Source organism: uncultured Ilumatobacter sp., from assembly GCF_963980585.1.
GTDB lineage: Bacteria > Actinomycetota > Acidimicrobiia > Acidimicrobiales > Ilumatobacteraceae > Ilumatobacter_A.
On record NZ_CAXCAM010000054.1, the window covers coordinates 1 to 16,408 of the forward strand.

Genomic DNA, 16,408 nt, shown 5'->3' on the forward strand with positions numbered 1-16,408 from the left:
AACTCGCCACCTCATGATTACAAATCAAGTGCTCTACCAACTGAGCTAACCCGGCGGGGAACGGAGAGGATAGCGACGTCAGGCCGCATGGCGGACGCCCTCGACCGACTGATCGTCGAGCAGCAAACTCAAACGGCCGGCCACGCGGGTCGGACGGCCCGCGTCCATCAATCCGACGAACGCCTTCGCCCTCGCGTGATCTCGTAGGTCGCAAGCGCCGCTGCAGCCGAGACATTCAGCGAGCTGACCCGGCCGAGCATCGGAATGGCCACAATCGAGTCGCAGCGCTGCCGCACCAGCCGCGACAGACCGTCGCCTTCGGAGCCGAGCACCAGGCATATCGGCTCGTCGGCGAGGGACTCCAACTCAAAGAGGTCACGGTCCGCGGCGTCATCCAGCCCGACAATCCAGATGCCGTGATCCTTGAGTTGGGTCAGCGTGGCTGGCAAGCCGGGAACGAGTGCGATCGGGACGTGCTCGATCGCGCCAGCCGATGCCTTCGCAACGGTGGGCGTCACATGGACGGCCCGATGCTTGGGCAGCAGCACTCCGGTGACGCCGGCACCGTCGCAGTTGCGGATGATCGCGCCGAGATTGCCCGGGTCCGTCACGCCGTCCACTGCGACCAAGAATGGCTTGACGCCATTGCGCGTGCGCAGAAGCTCCCCCAGGTCTGCTTCCTCAAGTTCTGCTGCCAGCGCCATCACACCTTGCGGCGCCTCACTGCGCGTCTCACGCTCGATCTTGGCCCGAGCGATATAGCTCAGGGGTACTCGCTGTGCTCGTGCGATCTCGACGATGTCCGAAACGCCGGCATCGCCTTCGAGCTCAGCGCTGATGAAGATGTCGTAGACCTTGCGCTTTTCGGCCATCAACAGCTCGCGGACCGCCTGGCGACCTTCGACCTGCTTTCCGCCGAGACCGCGACCGGGGGTACGCGGGTCGGCCTCGCGGCCGCCACCCTGCGGGCCACCCGTCCGCCGGTCGCCGCCGCTTGATGAGCCACCACGCCGCTGACCTGGTCGCCCCTGCTGCCCACTTCGTCCGCTTGAGCGCGAGCTGGACCCACCGCCTCGTTTGGGACCCGACGCTCCGCTGCTTCGTCCTGCTTTGCTCATGATGTGATGCTCGATTCTTGCCAGTTCGGTCGTCGCTGGATCAGCGCCGTCGCGAAACACACGATGCCTTCGGTTCGGCCGATTGCACCGAGTCGTTCGGCACGGTTGCCTTTCAACGTCACTGGCGCGCCGACGACATCGCTCAACGTCTGTTGAATCTCGACCCGACGAGGAGCGATCTTCGGCGACTCACAGATCACCGCCGTGTCGATGTTGTTGGTCGTCCACCCGTCGTCACCGAGGAGCGCGACGACATGAGCAAGGAGCGCGAGCGAGTCGGCGCCTTTCCACTCCGGATCGGTGTCGGGGAAGTGCATGCCGATGTCACCGAGTCCGGCAGCACCAAGGAGCGCATCGGCGCACGCGTGCGTGATGACATCAGCATCGGAATGCCCGACCAGACCTCTCTCGCCCGGAAAAACGACACCACCGAGAACCAGCACTCGATCAGCCACATCGCTGAAACGATGGACGTCGAAACCCTGACCAACGCGAATCTCCGGGAAACTGGTCATGGTGATACCTCGTCCAATGCTGCACCGGTCGTGGCAGCGCGCCGGCGCGCCCATTCCAGGTCGTCGGGAAGGGTGATCTTGCGATTCACCGGGTCTCCCTCGACCACGACGACGCGACCACCTGATCGTTCGATCAACGCAGCATCGTCAGTCGCATCAGTTCCGTCAGCATGCGCAGCGCGCAATTTTGCCGCCCGGAACGCTTGGGGCGTCTGCACCGCGACGAGCGATGCCCGGTCGGGAGTGTCGACGACAGTTCGCACGCCGTCGACGTCGTGCACCACCTTGATCGTGTCGGGCACCGCAACACCGGGGATCGCGGCGTCCGCGCCGTCGGCGACCGCATCGACCACCCGCTCATAGATCTCGATTCCGGCGAATGGTCGCGCAGCGTCGTGCACACAGATGATCGTTGCCTCGGCAGGAACCGAGGCGAGTCCGGCACGCACCGATGCCGCCCGGCTGTCACTACCGGCAACCGCACGCTCGCGTTCAGCGTCAGCCGCGGGCACCACGACGACCACGCCATTGCTCGCCTGCTCCGCGATCGCACGCGACCAGTCGATCACACGCCGGTCGCCGAGGTGCTCATATTGCTTGAGTCGGCCGAATCGAGTGCCGCTTCCACCACCGACCACGACGGTCCAGATGATCTCGTGAGGCGCCACAGGCCCGGAGGGTAGTACCGTGACGCACGTCATGGCTCACGAAGACGTTCTCTCCCGCACCGACTTCTTTGCTGACGCGCCGCCGGATGCCTTGGCAGCCGTCGCCTCGGCAGGACAGGAACGCCAGTTGATTCGTGGCGATGTCCTCTTCAACGAGGGCGATCCACCGGACGCGCTGTATCTCGTACTCCGCGGCCGAATGGCAATTGCCATCGCTAATCCGATCGATCGCCGCGAGAGCGTGGTGGCGCTCATGGAACCCGATGACCTGTTCGGTGAGATGAGCATGCTCGACAACGGGCCGCGTTCAGCAATGGCCCGGGCGCTCGAGCCCACCACCGTGCTCGCCATTCCCTTTGAGCCGATCCTGGCGATGTTCGATGAGAATCCGAAGTTGCTCTGGAACGTCACACGGATGCTCGCGCAGCGCATCCGCGTCACTGACGAAGCACTCGCCGACTCGGTGTTTCTCGACGTCACCGGTCGGACAGCGAAGCGTCTGCTCGAACTTGCTGACGGCGCCGATCAGTTCACGCTGCCAGTGACTCAGGAAGAACTCGCCGGCATCGTCGGCGCGTCTCGCGAGCGAGTCAATAAGGCGATTGCGAGCTTCATTCGCCTCGGCTGGCTCGAGCAGCAGGACCGCACGTACAAGATCACCCAGCGCGACCGCCTCGAGCTCCGCGCTCGCTAGCCAGCGGTCCCGGCTCGCCCCGCTGCACTCCCACAAACCTGCTGTCACGCGAACCACAGCGGCCCCACGTTCCCGAAAAATAGGGTCTCAGCGTCGTGGAGCGAAGATTTTCCTACATATTTTGGCGCGGTCCCCTTCGATTCATATTGACATTCATCGATATCTTGATATCATATCGATAATCATCAATATGAAAGGGACGCCATGCGCCTGCAACTCGCTCTCAACGTCACGAACCTTGACGAGGCAATCGACTTCTACACCAAGATGTTCGACACCGCCCCCGCCAAGACCAAGCCCGGCTACGCCAACTTCGCCATCGAGAATCCACCGCTGAAATTGGTCCTGTTCGAAGCCGCTGACGGCGAGAGCTTCGAGCACCTCAACCACCTCGGCGTGGAGGTCGAATCGGCCGCGCAGGTGACCGCCGCAGAGGCGCGCATCACCGCAACCGGCATCGAAACAACGGGCGTCGACGACGCTGTGTGCTGTTTTGCCGAAAAGACTGAGACGTGGATGGCATCGCCCGACGATGCTCGTTGGGAGTGGTACGTCAAGACCGGCGACACCGAGCAGATGGAGCACGTCGCGGTCGGCACCGCCGGCGTCTGCTGCGGCTGACCTGACCCGGGCTACCGCACTCTCCGACCCGCTGGGCTCTCTGGCTCTCGCACCCTCTGACCTCCCACACCCGTGGAGCGCGCACGCTGTGCAAGGGTGACGGGATGCCCATCTACGGAGACGAGCAGCGCGCGCTGCAGGAGCGATTCGACACCAGCAACCTGGCGGCGGCGTTCGAGGCCACGATCTTCAGCGAGACGATCGACGACGACAACCGCACGTTCATCGAATCACGCGATTTTTTCTTTCTCTCGACCGTCGACGCCGACGGCTGGCCAACCGTGTCGTACAAGGGCGGGCCAGTGGGCCTCGTGCGGGTGGTCGACGAACGCACCATCGAGTTCCCAAGCTACGACGGCAATGGCATGTACCTCTCGATGGGCAACATCGACGCCAACGCAAAGATCGGCGTGCTGTTCATCGACATGGAGACTCCGCGTCGACTCCGTCTGCAAGCCACCGCAACCATCATCGATGACCAGGCCACGCTGGCGCACTGGCCAGGCGCACAGCTCGTGGTGCGTGCCACCGTGGCGCAGACCTTTCCCAACTGCGCCCGCTACATCCATCAGCACGAGCGCCGCAGCACTTCGCAGTACGTACCCGACGACGACGGCACTCAGCCGACTCCGGCATGGAAACGCATCGACATGATTCAGCCGTTTCTCCCCACAGCCCAGCAGGACCTCGCGGAAGAAGCCGGCGGCACCATCACCGGCGCCGAGTACACCGAGCGACTCGCGAACGGCACCAGCTGAACCTCACGACAACGTCGCTGACTACGGTCAAGAAATGCGCGACTTCGAGGGCACCATTGGCAACACGGTCGCAGAGTCGACGCCGCACTGGCCGAGTTCGCCAACGCCGCCAGCTGGCCGCACCAACGTGCTGCTCGTTCTTCTCGATGATGTCGGATTCGCGGACTTCGGTTGCTATGGCTCCGAGATCGCCACTCCCAACATCGATCGTCTTGCCGAGACCGGGCTGCGCTACACCGGTTTCCACACGACGGCGATGTGTTCGACAACGCGCGCTTCGATGCACACGGGGCGCAACCATCACGCCGTCGGAATGGGGTGCCTCTCCAACTTCGACAGCGGATTTCCCGGATACCGCGGGAAGATTGCACGTAACGCTCCCCTTCTCTCAGAACTCCTCCGGCCGCACGGCTACCGCAACTACATGGTCGGCAAGTGGCACTGCACGCCGCTGACTCAGACCGGACCGACCGGACCGTTCGATGGCTGGCCGCTGGGGCGCGGGTTCGACCGCTTCTACGGATTCCTCGACGCCGAGACCGATCAGTACTCGCCTGAACTGGTCCGCGACAACTCACACATCACCGCCCCCGGCGACCATGCTTCGGGATACCACCTCACCGAAGACCTCGTCGACAACGCGATTGGCTACGTCACCAGTCACCTCGCCGCCACGCCGGACGATCCGTGGTACATGCTCCTGGCGCCTGGCGCCTGTCACGCACCACACCAAGCGCCCGTTGAGCTGATTGACCACTACAGCGACATCTTCGCCAAGGGCTGGGACCAGGCACGGGCCGATCGACTCGCCGCGCAAGTCAAGCTCGGCATCGTTCCCGGTGACACCGTCCTGCCCGACCGCAACGTCGGTGTGCAGCCTTGGGAGGCGCACTCCAGCGACGAGCGCCGCCTGTTTGCGCGACTCGCTGGCGCATACGCCGCGATGCTCGACCACTTCGACCAGCACCTCGGACGGTTGCTCGACACGCTGGAGCAGACCGGCATGCTCGATGACACCATTGTCATGGTGATGTCCGACAATGGCGCCAGCCAGGAAGGCGGCCCACTCGGCTTCGTCAACGCGATGGGCCCTTTCAACATGGTGCGCGAATCGATCGAGGACAAGATCGGGCGAATCGCCGACATCGGTGGACCTGACACGCATTCGAACTTTCCTCACGGCTGGGCTATGGCGGCCAACACGCCATTGAAGCGGTACAAGCAGAACACCCACAGCGGTGGGGTCCGCGACCCGCTCGTTGTCGCCGCTCCTGAACGCATTCTTCGTCGATCCCAGGCGGGCTCGCTGCGTCATCAGTTCTGTCACGTCAATGACATCGCCCCCACCGTGCTTGAGTTGCTCGGACTCCTGGCCAACGTATCGACTCACTTCGATGGCGTGAGCCTCGCTGCAACGCTCAACGAGGCCGACGTCACGACGGGCAAGACCACGCAGTACTTCGAGATGTTCGGTCACCGCGGCATCTGGCACGACGGGTGGAAGGCAGTCGCCTACCACGCGCCCGGCACGTCATTCGACGACGACATGTGGGAGCTGTACGACCTCGCGAACGATTTCAACGAAGTCCACGACCTTGCGTTCGAACAGCCCGAGCGTCTCGCGGACCTGCAGACGCGCTGGTGGGACGAAGCCCGCAACAATCAAGTACTCCCCCTCGACGATCGGTTCGGCGAACGCTTCGCCGAGAACGCGGCACGCCACGCCGGTGCTCGGACGAACTTCACCTTCTGGTCTGGCATGGGCCACGTGCCGTCCGAGGTGGCACCCGACCTCCGCAGCCGGAGCTACGACATCACCGCGCACATCAATCCCACCGGTTCGACTGGCGATCGCGACGGCGTGCTGATCGCGCACGGTGACGCGACGTGCGGGTACTCCCTCTTCGTCCGTGGCGGCCACCTCGTCCACGACCTCAATATCGGCGGCACCCACCAGTTGGTGACATCTGATGTAACGATTCCAGCGACCGCTGCGACACTCGGCTTCCGCATGCGGCGCGCGGGCGATGGGCCATTCCCACATGGCATTGGCACACTGCTGATCGACGGCGAGCCAGCCGGCGAAATGGAAACGGATCAAATCTTCTGGCTCATGATCTCCTGGTCTGGACTCGACATCGGTCTCGACCGCGGGACGACCGTCGCGGACTATGACGGCAGTGGTCGACATCTCGGCCCAAACACCTACCAGGGTGACCTCGTTCAGGTAACCGTTGACCTCGTGCCCGATCAGGACATCGACCATGACGCGGCCGGGGCCACCGAGCTCGGCCGCGAATAGCAACTCGCCCATTCTCCTCCAGGCAAACCGAAATGAATCCGGCGGTCCGCTGTCTCAGTGGCGTTCGTAGGATGCCGTTGGCATTTGACAACGGGCAGGTGCACGGCGACGAGAGGCGATACATGGCAGCAGCAATCGAAGCGCACGATCTGCGACGAGTCTTCGGCGACAACGAGGCGGTCGCCGGCGTCGATCTGGCGGTCAAGTCCGGCGAGATCTACGGGTTCCTCGGTCCGAACGGTGCTGGCAAGTCGACCATGGTGAAGATGCTGTGTACGTTGCTCAGCCCCACGTCCGGTCGGGCCAGCGTTGGCGGTTATGACGTGGCGACTCAGGCAGGCGACATCCGGTTGCGGATCGGCGTCGCGCTCCAGGACAGCTCGATTGACGGCAAGCAGAGCGGCCGGGAGATGTTGCATCTCCAAGGCGAGTTGTACGGCCTCAGCAAGCCCGACATCGCTCAACGCATGGACGACGTCATCGGCCTGGTTGACATCGGTGCAGCTATCGACGACCGGGTCGAGTCGTACTCGGGTGGCATGAAGCGACGGCTCGATCTGGCGATGGCGCTGATCCACAAGCCGCAGATCCTCTTCCTCGATGAACCGACGACTGGGCTCGATCCTGCGAGCCGGACGGCCGTGTGGAACGAGGTCCGCAAGCTCAACAGCGAGGAGGGCATGACGATCTTTCTCACCACCCAGTACCTCGAGGAGGCCGACGAGTTGGCGGACCGTGTCGGCATCATTGCCGGCGGCAAGCTCGAGGTCGAGGGCACCCCAGTTGCGCTCAAGCAGGCGATCGGCAAAGACCTCATTGTCGCCGAAGTCGACGGTGACATCGCGGCCGCCTCACACCAACTTCGTGGCATCGTAGGCGTCGACGACCTCGACGTGCGCAAGAACGAATTGACCGTCTCCACCGCGAACGGCGCCGCGGTGATCGCCGACGTTGCCGTGGCGCTGAAGAGCAGCGGCGCCACGGTTCGCTCGCTCACCCTGCGCACCCCGACGCTCGATGACGTATTTCTCCAAGTCACCGGAGCGCATCTCGCCGAGAGCCATGCCGTCGCCGCTGACGAGTCCGCCAATGCCGAACAGAAGGGTGCAACGCGATGACCGCCACACTCGAAACGCCGCACCCGCTGGCGCGGAAGTCGTCGGTCTTCCACGACCTGAGAACGGTGGCGAAGCGCGCATGCCGCGGCGTGTTTCGCGAACCTGAGTTCTTCATCCCAGCGCTCCTCGTGCCGGTGTTCTTTTACGTGGTCAACGTCGGCGCGCTGCAGGATTTTGCCGAGCAGTCGGGCACGGTCGATGACTTCAAAGCCTTTCAATTGCCGGTCTCGATCATCTTTGCCGTCACTGGAATCTCACGCGCGAGCGCATTGGTGACCGACATTCAAGGCGGCTACTTCGACCGTCTGTTGCTGACGCCGATCCGTCGGCCCGCGCTGTTGCTCGGCTTGATGGTGGCCGACTTGATGGCGGTCATCATGCTCGCCATCCCGGTGCTGATGCTCGGCTTGGTGCTCGGGGTCACCTTTACCACCGGCATTCTCGGCATGATCGCGTTTCTGTTCTATGGCGCGCTGTGGGGCCTGGCGTTCGCCGGGTTCCCGTACGCCATTGCGCTGAAGACCGGCAACCCAGCAGCGGTGAACTCCAGTTTCATCCTCTTCTTCCCGTTCGCGTTCCTGACAACGTCGTTCTTGCCCAAGGAAGCTCTGACGGGATGGCTGTCGACAGTGGCGACCTACAACCCGGTCACATATGTCCTTGACGGTCTCCGCAGCCTGATCTCCGTCGGTTGGGAATGGGATGTATTGGCAAAGGGCTTGGCGGCCACGCTCGCGCTCGCGGTTGTCAGTTTCAGCCTGGCGAGCGCCGCCATGCGCGGCCGCGTCTCCCAAGACTGACGCACACTCACCCGTTTGTGTCGGAGTTCTTGCGGACCCCGGCACGGCTGAAAGCAATCGCTGACCCGTTGCGGAGCCAGATCCTATCCCTCGTTCTGGAACGGGCAGCAACGGTCACCGAACTTACTCAAGCCCTCGATCGCCCCAAGTCGTCGATGGCGTACCACGTCGATCAACTCGTCGGGGTCGGCTTCCTCAAGGTGGTCCGCACCCGCAAGGTCCGAGCGATCGATGAGCGGTTGTACGGACGCGTGGCACGCACGATCGTCCTGAGCGACGGGGAGATGCCAACGGGCACTCTGATGCGGAGTTTTCTGGCCAAAGCCCAACGCGAGGCGGTCGAAACCGACGACGACAAGATGCGGTCGACAATCCGACATGCCGTATCCCGAAAGAACGCCGCGAAGAATTCTGGCAGCAGGTCACAGACCTGGCGGACGACTTTGTGACGCTGCCTCGAGACGGCGACACGGTCTACGGCTTCGTCGCAGCGGTCTACCCCACCGACCATCCAACACTGCCCGAGACAAAAGAGGCCAGCTCGTGAGCACTGACACCACGCTTGAGGTCAGCGACGAGGCGCGCTGCCGCGCCGCACTGCCCACGGATCGCGTCGGACGCAACTATTTCAAGTTGTTCGGCGCCAGCACGATCTCGAATCTCGGCGACGGCATCGGCATCATCGCCTACCCGTGGCTCGCGTCAGCAGTCACCCGTCATCCGCTCCTGATCGCGCTCGTCGGTGTCGTCTAGCGGCTGCCGTGGCTGCTGTTCAGTCTTCCGGCCGGCGTGATCACCGACCGACATGACCGACGGACTCTGATTATCGCGGCCAACCTGATTCGGTCCGTCCTGACGCTGGGCGTCGCGTTCGTCGTCTTGAGCCAGCAAGGAATACTTCCTGACCCGGACGCTGTCGACGCAGGCGCCGTCCTGGGCACCGATGCGCTTCTCTACTCGATGGTCCTCTTCGCCACGCTGCTGCTCGGGTTTGCCGAGGTGCTCTACGACAACTCGGCGCAGACCTTCATGCCGGCCATCGTGCACGCCGACCGACTCGAGAAGCCGAACGGTCGACTGTGGAGCGCTGACCTCGTGAGCAACATAGTCGCTGGCCCGCCACTTGGAGCACTGCTCCTCGTTGCCGCGTTCTCCGTGCCGTTCTTCGTCGACGCCGGAACGTTCTTCGTATCGGCCGTTCTGATTGCGCTCATTCCCGCAACGAAGCGAGTTCCGAAGCCTGCCTCGGCAGGTGCCGCTCCACCATCGTGGACCACAGAGCTGCGCATCGGTTTTCGCTGGCTGTGGAACCACGAACTGCTCCGACCGATGGCCACCATCCTCGGACTCCTCAACATGCTCGGCACGATGTCGACAGCAACCATGGTCCTGTTCGCCCAAGAAGTTCTGGAAACCTCGCCAACCGAGTTCGCTCTGCTTTCCACGGGTGGCGCAGTCGGCGGCGCCGTGGGCGGATGGACTGCCTCGCAGATCGCGCAGCGAATCGGCTCCGGCCCGTCGCTCTATCCCACGCTCATCGACCGCTCGCGAAGAGGGCGACCGCTTTTCTCTCGCTGAGCGCCATCCCGGCACCTTCCGACGCCAGGTCAACCTGGGAGAAGGGCTCGATGCCGACGGCATCGAAGCGGACTATCACGACGGTGTCCTGACGCTTCGGGTTCCGGTCGCGCAACAGGCCAAGCCACGCAAGATCGAGATCCGCAACGCCGGCCTTGACGTTGATCCGGCCCTCGAGACCTCCGCAACCGATTAATGCTCGACAACTTCGGAAATCTCTGATCCAAGATCACCGGGGCACCGAACAAGAGGTGTTCACTAAAACCAGCCGACGCCCAACCGCACCCTCCCCCCAGGCGGTTGGGCGTCGCAGGTTTTCGGACGCGCCTGGTACTCCCGAAGTGAACTCATTCGACCGTTAAGACGGAGTGGGTACCGACGCGCGAGACTGGCGACTGATTGCACACACACCTTGGGGGTTGTCAGCCATGACCGAATTGTCGTACGCCGCTGGGCCAGCGGACACACCACTGCTCGACGAGACAATCGGGCAGAACCTTGCTCGCACCGTGGCCACGCACGGCGGACGTGACGCACTCGTCTCAGTTCACCAGGACATTCGGTGGACCTACGACGAGTTCGCAGCCCGCGTGTCCGTGCTGGCCAAAGGCATGCTCGGTGCCGGTTTGGCCAAGGGCGACCGCGTTGGCCTGTGGAGTCCGAACTATGCCGAGTGGACGCTCCTCCAGTTCGCCACCGCAGAGATCGGCGTTGTACTCGTCAACATCAACCCGTCGTATCGCACACATGAGTTGGCGTACGCCGTCAATCAGTCCGGCTGCCGGTGGGTCGTTGCCTCGCCCACGTTCAAGACGTCCGATTATCGGACGATGGTCGACGAGGTACGCGTTGAGTGTCCGACGCTTGAGCGCGCCGTCTTCTTCTGGGACGACGACTGGGAAGCGCTGTGCGCAGGATCAGATGAGATCAGCGATCAGCAACTCGCCGATGTCAGCGCATCCCTCAGACCGGATGACCCGATCAACATTCAGTACACGTCGGGCACCACCGGGTTCCCGAAGGGCGCCACGCTCACCCACCACAACATCTTGAACAACGGTCACAATGTGACTCGCGGACAGAACATTACGCACGAGGATCGACTCTGCATCCCCGTACCCTTCTATCACTGCTTCGGCATGGTGATGGGCAACCTCGGCTGCACGTCGACGGGCGCGTGCATGGTGATTCCCGGAGATGCGTTCGATCCCGCTGCCGTGCTCACCGCCGTCGAGCAGGAGCGGTGCACGGCGCTGTACGGCGTACCGACGATGTTCATCGCTGAACTCGCACTCCCAAATTTCGCCGATTTTGATCTCAGTTCGCTGCGGACTGGCGTGATGGCCGGATCGTTGTGTCCCGAAGACGCAATGGTGGCCTGTGTCGAGAAGATGCACATGGTCGACGTCACCAACTGTTACGGCATGACCGAGACGTCGCCTGTCTCATGTCAGACCCTCATTGGCGACACGCTCGCTCATCAGACGCAAACCGTCGGCATCGCCCACCCTCACGTTGAAGTGCGCATCGCCGACCCCGCAACCGGCGAGACGTTGCCACGGGGCGAGCGCGGCGAGTTCTGCACACGTGGCTACTCGGTGATGCAGGGGTATTGGAACGAACCAGAAAAGACCGCTGACTCGATTGATGCGGATGGATGGATGCACACGGGCGACATCGCAATCATGTTCGACGACGGCTACGTCAACATCGTCGGCCGGATCAAGGACATGATCATTCGCGGCGGCGAGAACGTCTACCCGCGCGAAGTTGAAGAGTTCCTGTCCGGTCATCCCGACATCGCGGATATTCAGGTCATCGGTGTTCCTGATGAGCGGTACGGCGAAGCAGTGATGGCGTGCATCATTCCTGTCGCGGGTTCGACCCCGACGCTCGATGACGTCAAGAGGTTCTGCGCGGGAAAGATCGCGCACTTTAAAGTTCCGGCCCACATCCGCATTGTCGACGACTTCCCCATGACCGTGACCGGCAAGATCCGCAAGGTCGAGATGCGCGAAGACGCCATCGCGGCGCTCGACATTGGCGGCTCCGCCGTTTCCAGCAGGTAACGCCGATCGGATGAGGGGCGATCATCCTGCGGGGTGATGCTCTCAGCGCACTGTCCAGGAGGACTGCATCCCATGGCTGCGATCATCGAGACCGAGGGACTGGTGATGCAGTTCCCGTCGACGCTCGCACTCGATCGACTCGACCTGCACATCCCGCCAGGCGTGACCGGGCTCGTCGGTGCCAATGGCGCTGGCAAGACGACGCTGGTCTCGCTCACGCTCGGTCTCCTCGCACCATCGTCGGGCACAATCAAGGTCCTCGGACTTGACCCAGCTGTGCACGGACCCGAGCTACGCGCCCAGATCGGGTACGGACCAGAACGCAATGTCCTCCCCGACGACCTTCGCGCCTACGACTTCGTTCGTCACCTCGCCGAAGTGAAGGGGCTGCCGCGCGATGAAGCCCGCACTCGGGCCAGCGACTCCCTGTACCTGGTCGGCCTGGGCGAAGAACGCTTCCGGGCGCTCGGCACGATGTCGACCGGGCAGCGCCAGCGGGTGAAGCTCGCACAGGCCATCGCCGCAGCTCCGCGGTTCATCGTGCTCGACGAGCCGACCGATGGACTCGATCCGGTGCAGCGCGATGAGATGCTGAACATCATCGTTCAGGTGAACCGCGACTTCGGAATCGACGTGATGCTGTCGTCGCACGTCCTCGAAGAAGTCGAGCGAGTTTGCGACCACGTCGTCGCACTCGACCAGGGCCGGCTGGTGGCGCAAGGCCCGATGCACGAATTGGCGGGCGCATCGGGCGGGGTCGAAATCGAGCTCGTCGAGATCTCCGATCGACCAGCGGCGATCGGCAACGTGGTGACCCAACTCGAAACTGCCGGTGCAACCGTCGATCGCGCCGGGTCGGTGATCATTGCGACGGGGTTGCCCGACGACGACCTGTTCGACCTCGTCGGCGATGCGGTCGCATCAGCCGAGGCTCGACTCCGGCGCCTTGCCCCACGTCGACGATCGCTCGATGACATCTTCACCGCAAATGCTGACAATGTCAGCGCTGCCGAGGCCGGTGCCACCAGGTGAGCTCGTTCGACTCACCCGACAACACGGCCCAGATCGCGGCACGCGGTTTCCAGCCGTACGTCGGCGAACGGTCCGGCGTGCCGGGGGCGATTCGCAGCGTCACCTGGCAGGCAATGCGCTCCACTCTCGGGCTCGGTCGGCCAGCGAAGAACAAAATTTTTCCGGTCATCTCGGTGGCGATTGCCTACGTGCCAGCAATCGTGTTCATCGGCCTCGCCGTACTGATCCCCTCCGGCATCGTTGACGGTCCCACCTACCCCGAGTACTACGGCTTCGTCACCTCGGCCATCGTGTTGTTCGCCGCGCTTGTCGCTCCGGAGGTCCTCGTCCCCGACCGTCGCAACGGGATGTTGGCGATGTATCTCTCGACGCCGCTACACCGCGGCACGTACCTCGTGGCCAAGATGCTTGCGGTCGTGGTCACACTCGGCCTCGTCACCCTCGGGCCGCCCATCCTCGTGCTGCTCGGGTACACCTTTGACGGCTCTGGCCCAGACGGCCTGGGCAACTGGTTGATCGTGCTGATGCGGATCATCCTCTCAGGCGTTGCGGTCTCAGGCGCGCTCACCGCGATTTCGATGGCCGCATCGTGTCTGACCGACCGGCGAGCGTTTGCCGCGATTGGTGTCGTGCTGGTCGTGCTCGCCACGCCGATTCTCGCGGGCGCACTGGTGGACGGAGCTGAGCTCTCGGAGAACTGGCGACTCATTGACGTGTTCTCCATGCCGTTTGAACTCGTCTTCCGGATCTTTGGCGACCCCGGCAACTTTCCCGCCGTATCGACCGCGGCCGTGATCGGGGTCAACCTTGCTTGGACTGTCGGCGGGTTCAGCGTGGTGGCCTGGCGCTACTCGCGACTGGTGATCGCCCGATGACCGGCTTGCCTCCACCGGAGATCGCCACCCTCCCTGCGCCCGCTCCCGGGCCGGAACCCAGGGGCATGATTTCGGTCAACGAGGTGTCCAAGTTCTTCGGCTCGGTCGTTGCTGTCAGCGATGTCAGCTTTGCGATCACGGCGGGCGTCACCGCGCTGCTCGGGCCAAACGGGGCGGGCAAGTCGACGCTCTTTCGGATGATGTGTGGCCTCACGCCACCGTCACGCGGTGCGGTGCAGGTCCTCGGTGCTGACCCGCGCACCGACCGCGCCGTGCGCGGTCGGCTCTCCTTGGTCCCACAGCAAGACGCACTGTTTGATCATCTCGACGCGCTGCAAATGGTGACCGTGTCGGCCCGGGGCCATGGAGTCAACGACCCAACCGCCGCCGCCGTCACGGCGTTGGCGCACGTCGAACTCGGCGATGTCGGATCCAAGCCCGTTGGTCAGTTCTCCAAAGGCATGCGCCAGCGGGTGAAAGTCGCCTGCGCACTGGTCAATGACCCTGAGGTGTTGATCCTCGATGAGCCCCTCACCGGCCTCGATCCAGTGCAGCGGCGCAACATGATTGCGTTGTTCCACCGCCTCGGTGACGAAGGTCGATGCGTGCTCGTGTCGAGCCACGTCCTCGATGAGGTCGCCCGATTGGGTTCGCGATTGCTGGTCATCGCACAGGGTCGATTGATTGCAAGCGGCGACTATCACGACCTGCGCGGGCTGATGGACGATCGCCCGCTGCGCATCAGAATCGGCACATCCGACCCACGTCGCTTGGCATCGGCGCTCGTCGACCAGGACCTCATCACTGCACTGTCGCTGGACGCAACCCATGTCGTGGTCGACACCAACGATGCCGATGCAATCGGTCGGCGACTGGCGCCACTCGCTCGCGACCTGAACATTCGCCTGACGGAGGTTCATCCGCTCGACGATGACCTCGAGTCCGTTTTCCGCTACCTGGTCGAGGGCCGATGAGCGACACCGCGAACGTCGAGCAACGTCGGACTGCGGGCCGCTCGGTGCCCCCGACGAGGGCGCTGGCCCTCACATACCGCGTCGTCCTCCGCCAATTGGCAAGCCGCGGCCGGATCATCGCGCTCACTGCGCTAGCGCTGGTCTCAACGGTGGCCGGTTTCGCGCTGGGCCAAACCGACGCAGACCTCGAGGCCGGCGTCCGACTGGTCTCGGGACTCGGCTTCGCCGTGATCATCCCCGTTGTCTCGCTCGTCTTCGGCGGTGCGGCGATCGGGGACCTTCGCGAGGACAAGACCCTGGTGTACCTCTGGCTCCGCCCGATGGACCGCTGGCCGCTTGTCGTCGGAGCGTTTCTCGCCGCACTCACACTCACCACACCGATCACGCTGATCCCCGTTGTCGCTGCCGCCGTGCTGGCCGGATCAGGTGGCGGCCTGGTTGCCGCCACGGTGATCGCCGGACTGGTCGCGGTCATCGCCTACTGCGCCGTGTTCACACTGCTGGGGGTCGCGCTGCGCCGGTTCATTGTGTGGGGCCTGGCGTATGTGCTGATCTGGGAGGGATTCATTGCTCTCGGCGGCGCCGGTGTGGCGCGCTTCGCGATCCGCAAGTACACCCGCTCAATCATCGTCGACCGGACGGGGGTCGACTTGGACCTCGCCGACTTCTCCCAGATGACGGGCATCATCGTTCCGCTGCTGGCCGGGGTGGTCGCATTGGCCCTGGCGAGTTGGCGACTCGCCCGTCAAGATATCGACTGAACCCGGAACAGAACCAGCTGAAGGCCGGTTGGGTCGAGTATGCAGCTTTCCGATGCCCTTGACTTCGTCAGCACCAACCGCAACGGGATGCTCATTGCCCTGAAGTCGCATCAATCATCTCCGACACGATGTTCGCAGCGTTTCGTCACCGTCTTCGTCTCAAGTCCGCCGACGAGCAACCGACCGAGCCAAACGTCTTCGACGAATACGCCCACACAACGGCGCGCTGTCCATTCGTCGAGTTCGCCGCCGTCGTCCGCGATGCTCGACTCAGCGGGGTCCCGACCCATGATCTCGATCTCCTCCGCTACCTCGTGCGGGGGGAATCACCGCAACGCGTCGCACAAGAGCGCCAGGTGACCCCACGCACGATCAGGAACCACCTAACGCGGGCCATCGAGCATGTCCGTGATGCTCTTGCGGCGTGAGTGCCTCCCCTGGGGCTCGAACCCAGAACCAATGGATTAAAAGTCCACTGCTCTACCATTGAGCTAGAGAGGCAGGGCGCACGAGGAAACTCGCACG

Annotated in this window: 19 protein-coding genes and 1 tRNA gene; 16 read left to right on the top strand and 4 right to left on the bottom strand. The window is 63.5% G+C overall.

What is annotated here, in order from left to right; genetic code table 11:
• Positions 1-167: 167 nt before the first annotated feature.
• The 3 genes from rlmB to ACH2DW_RS13550 are packed head-to-tail and all read right to left on the bottom strand — an operon-like array spanning position 168 to position 2,301.
• Positions 168-1,118: a 23S rRNA (guanosine(2251)-2'-O)-methyltransferase RlmB gene (gene rlmB, locus ACH2DW_RS13540; protein ID WP_394930275.1), complete on the bottom strand. Its 951-nt coding sequence runs from the start codon at positions 1,116-1,118 to the stop codon at positions 168-170.
• Positions 1,115-1,633 (bottom strand): 2-C-methyl-D-erythritol 2,4-cyclodiphosphate synthase, encoded by a 519-nt coding sequence (gene ispF / locus ACH2DW_RS13545; protein ID WP_394930276.1) that lies wholly within the window; start codon positions 1,631-1,633, stop codon positions 1,115-1,117. The genes rlmB and ispF overlap by 4 nt, the downstream gene beginning before the upstream one ends.
• Positions 1,630-2,301: a 2-C-methyl-D-erythritol 4-phosphate cytidylyltransferase gene (locus ACH2DW_RS13550; RefSeq protein ID WP_394930277.1), complete on the bottom strand. Its 672-nt coding sequence runs from the start codon at positions 2,299-2,301 to the stop codon at positions 1,630-1,632. The genes ispF and ACH2DW_RS13550 overlap by 4 nt, the downstream gene beginning before the upstream one ends.
• 31 nt (positions 2,302-2,332) lie before the next feature.
• On the opposite strand from ACH2DW_RS13550, the gene ACH2DW_RS13555 reads away from it, so the two are divergent.
• The 16 genes from ACH2DW_RS13555 (at position 2,333) to ACH2DW_RS13630 (ending at position 16,311) form a co-directional block, all read left to right on the top strand.
• Positions 2,333-2,995: a Crp/Fnr family transcriptional regulator gene (locus ACH2DW_RS13555; protein WP_394930278.1), complete on the top strand. Its 663-nt coding sequence runs from the start codon at positions 2,333-2,335 to the stop codon at positions 2,993-2,995.
• 204 nt (positions 2,996-3,199) lie between these two features.
• Positions 3,200-3,616 carry an ArsI/CadI family heavy metal resistance metalloenzyme gene (locus ACH2DW_RS13560; RefSeq protein WP_394930279.1) on the top strand — a complete coding sequence of 139 codons (417 nt, stop codon included), beginning with the start codon at positions 3,200-3,202 and terminating at the stop codon, positions 3,614-3,616.
• A gap of 104 nt (positions 3,617-3,720) precedes the next feature.
• Positions 3,721-4,374 (top strand): pyridoxamine 5'-phosphate oxidase family protein, encoded by a 654-nt coding sequence (locus ACH2DW_RS13565; RefSeq protein WP_394930280.1) that lies wholly within the window; start codon positions 3,721-3,723, stop codon positions 4,372-4,374.
• Between the two features lie 34 nt (positions 4,375-4,408).
• Positions 4,409-6,676 (top strand): arylsulfatase, encoded by a 2,268-nt coding sequence (locus ACH2DW_RS13570; protein WP_394930281.1) that lies wholly within the window; start codon positions 4,409-4,411, stop codon positions 6,674-6,676.
• A gap of 71 nt (positions 6,677-6,747) precedes the next feature.
• Complete coding sequence (locus ACH2DW_RS13575) at positions 6,748-7,794, top strand: ATP-binding cassette domain-containing protein (protein ID WP_394930282.1); 1,047 nt, start codon at positions 6,748-6,750, stop codon at positions 7,792-7,794.
• Positions 7,791-8,594 (top strand): ABC transporter permease, encoded by an 804-nt coding sequence (locus ACH2DW_RS13580; RefSeq protein ID WP_394930283.1) that lies wholly within the window; start codon positions 7,791-7,793, stop codon positions 8,592-8,594. The genes ACH2DW_RS13575 and ACH2DW_RS13580 overlap by 4 nt, the downstream gene beginning before the upstream one ends.
• Before the next feature lie 17 nt (positions 8,595-8,611).
• Positions 8,612-9,043 (top strand): ArsR/SmtB family transcription factor, encoded by a 432-nt coding sequence (locus ACH2DW_RS13585; RefSeq protein WP_394930284.1) that lies wholly within the window; start codon positions 8,612-8,614, stop codon positions 9,041-9,043.
• 94 nt (positions 9,044-9,137) lie between these two features.
• The gene (locus tag ACH2DW_RS13590; protein WP_394930285.1) at positions 9,138-9,347 is read left to right on the top strand and encodes a hypothetical protein; all 210 of its coding nucleotides are present in this window, start codon (positions 9,138-9,140) and stop codon (positions 9,345-9,347) included.
• A 36-nt stretch (positions 9,348-9,383) separates the two neighbouring features.
• Positions 9,384-10,172, top strand: coding sequence for an MFS transporter (locus tag ACH2DW_RS13595; RefSeq protein WP_394930286.1), 789 nt, complete (start codon positions 9,384-9,386; stop codon positions 10,170-10,172).
• Complete coding sequence (locus ACH2DW_RS13600; RefSeq protein ID WP_394930293.1) at positions 10,120-10,368, top strand: Hsp20/alpha crystallin family protein; 249 nt, start codon at positions 10,120-10,122, stop codon at positions 10,366-10,368. Before ACH2DW_RS13595 ends, ACH2DW_RS13600 begins: the two co-directional genes overlap by 53 nt.
• A gap of 232 nt (positions 10,369-10,600) precedes the next feature.
• A complete protein-coding gene (locus tag ACH2DW_RS13605; protein ID WP_394930287.1) occupies positions 10,601-12,241 on the top strand; it encodes an AMP-binding protein in 1,641 nt (546 codons plus the stop codon).
• 72 nt (positions 12,242-12,313) lie between these two features.
• Positions 12,314-13,273: an ABC transporter ATP-binding protein gene (locus tag ACH2DW_RS13610; protein ID WP_394930288.1), complete on the top strand. Its 960-nt coding sequence runs from the start codon at positions 12,314-12,316 to the stop codon at positions 13,271-13,273.
• Entirely contained in the window at positions 13,270-14,148 is an 879-nt protein-coding gene (locus ACH2DW_RS13615; RefSeq protein WP_394930289.1) for an ABC transporter permease, read from the top strand. Before ACH2DW_RS13610 ends, ACH2DW_RS13615 begins: the two co-directional genes overlap by 4 nt.
• Entirely contained in the window at positions 14,145-15,122 is a 978-nt protein-coding gene (locus ACH2DW_RS13620) for an ABC transporter ATP-binding protein (protein WP_394930290.1), read from the top strand. The genes ACH2DW_RS13615 and ACH2DW_RS13620 overlap by 4 nt, the downstream gene beginning before the upstream one ends.
• Positions 15,119-15,883: a hypothetical protein gene (locus ACH2DW_RS13625; protein ID WP_394930291.1), complete on the top strand. Its 765-nt coding sequence runs from the start codon at positions 15,119-15,121 to the stop codon at positions 15,881-15,883. The genes ACH2DW_RS13620 and ACH2DW_RS13625 overlap by 4 nt, the downstream gene beginning before the upstream one ends.
• Positions 15,884-16,011: 128 nt before the next feature.
• Complete coding sequence (locus ACH2DW_RS13630; RefSeq protein WP_394930292.1) at positions 16,012-16,311, top strand: hypothetical protein; 300 nt, start codon at positions 16,012-16,014, stop codon at positions 16,309-16,311.
• A 1-nt stretch (position 16,312) separates the two neighbouring features.
• Here the strand turns inward: ACH2DW_RS13630 and ACH2DW_RS13635 are convergent.
• Positions 16,313-16,384, bottom strand: a tRNA-Lys gene (locus ACH2DW_RS13635).
• Positions 16,385-16,408: the final 24 nt, after the last annotated feature.

Coding starts and splice junctions, on each gene's coding strand:
- rlmB (WP_394930275.1), bottom strand. CDS start 1,118: ATGAGCAAAGCAGGACGAAGCAGCGGAGCGTCGGGTCCCAAACGAGGC.
- ispF (WP_394930276.1), bottom strand. CDS start 1,633: ATGACCAGTTTCCCGGAGATTCGCGTTGGTCAGGGTTTCGACGTCCAT.
- ACH2DW_RS13555 (WP_394930278.1), top strand. CDS start 2,333: ATGGCTCACGAAGACGTTCTCTCCCGCACCGACTTCTTTGCTGACGCG.
- ACH2DW_RS13560 (WP_394930279.1), top strand. CDS start 3,200: ATGCGCCTGCAACTCGCTCTCAACGTCACGAACCTTGACGAGGCAATC.
- ACH2DW_RS13565 (WP_394930280.1), top strand. CDS start 3,721: ATGCCCATCTACGGAGACGAGCAGCGCGCGCTGCAGGAGCGATTCGAC.
- ACH2DW_RS13570 (WP_394930281.1), top strand. CDS start 4,409: ATGCGCGACTTCGAGGGCACCATTGGCAACACGGTCGCAGAGTCGACG.
- ACH2DW_RS13575 (WP_394930282.1), top strand. CDS start 6,748: ATGCCGTTGGCATTTGACAACGGGCAGGTGCACGGCGACGAGAGGCGA.
- ACH2DW_RS13580 (WP_394930283.1), top strand. CDS start 7,791: ATGACCGCCACACTCGAAACGCCGCACCCGCTGGCGCGGAAGTCGTCG.
- ACH2DW_RS13605 (WP_394930287.1), top strand. CDS start 10,601: ATGACCGAATTGTCGTACGCCGCTGGGCCAGCGGACACACCACTGCTC.
- ACH2DW_RS13610 (WP_394930288.1), top strand. CDS start 12,314: ATGGCTGCGATCATCGAGACCGAGGGACTGGTGATGCAGTTCCCGTCG.
- ACH2DW_RS13620 (WP_394930290.1), top strand. CDS start 14,145: ATGACCGGCTTGCCTCCACCGGAGATCGCCACCCTCCCTGCGCCCGCT.
- ACH2DW_RS13625 (WP_394930291.1), top strand. CDS start 15,119: ATGAGCGACACCGCGAACGTCGAGCAACGTCGGACTGCGGGCCGCTCG.
- ACH2DW_RS13630 (WP_394930292.1), top strand. CDS start 16,012: ATGTTCGCAGCGTTTCGTCACCGTCTTCGTCTCAAGTCCGCCGACGAG.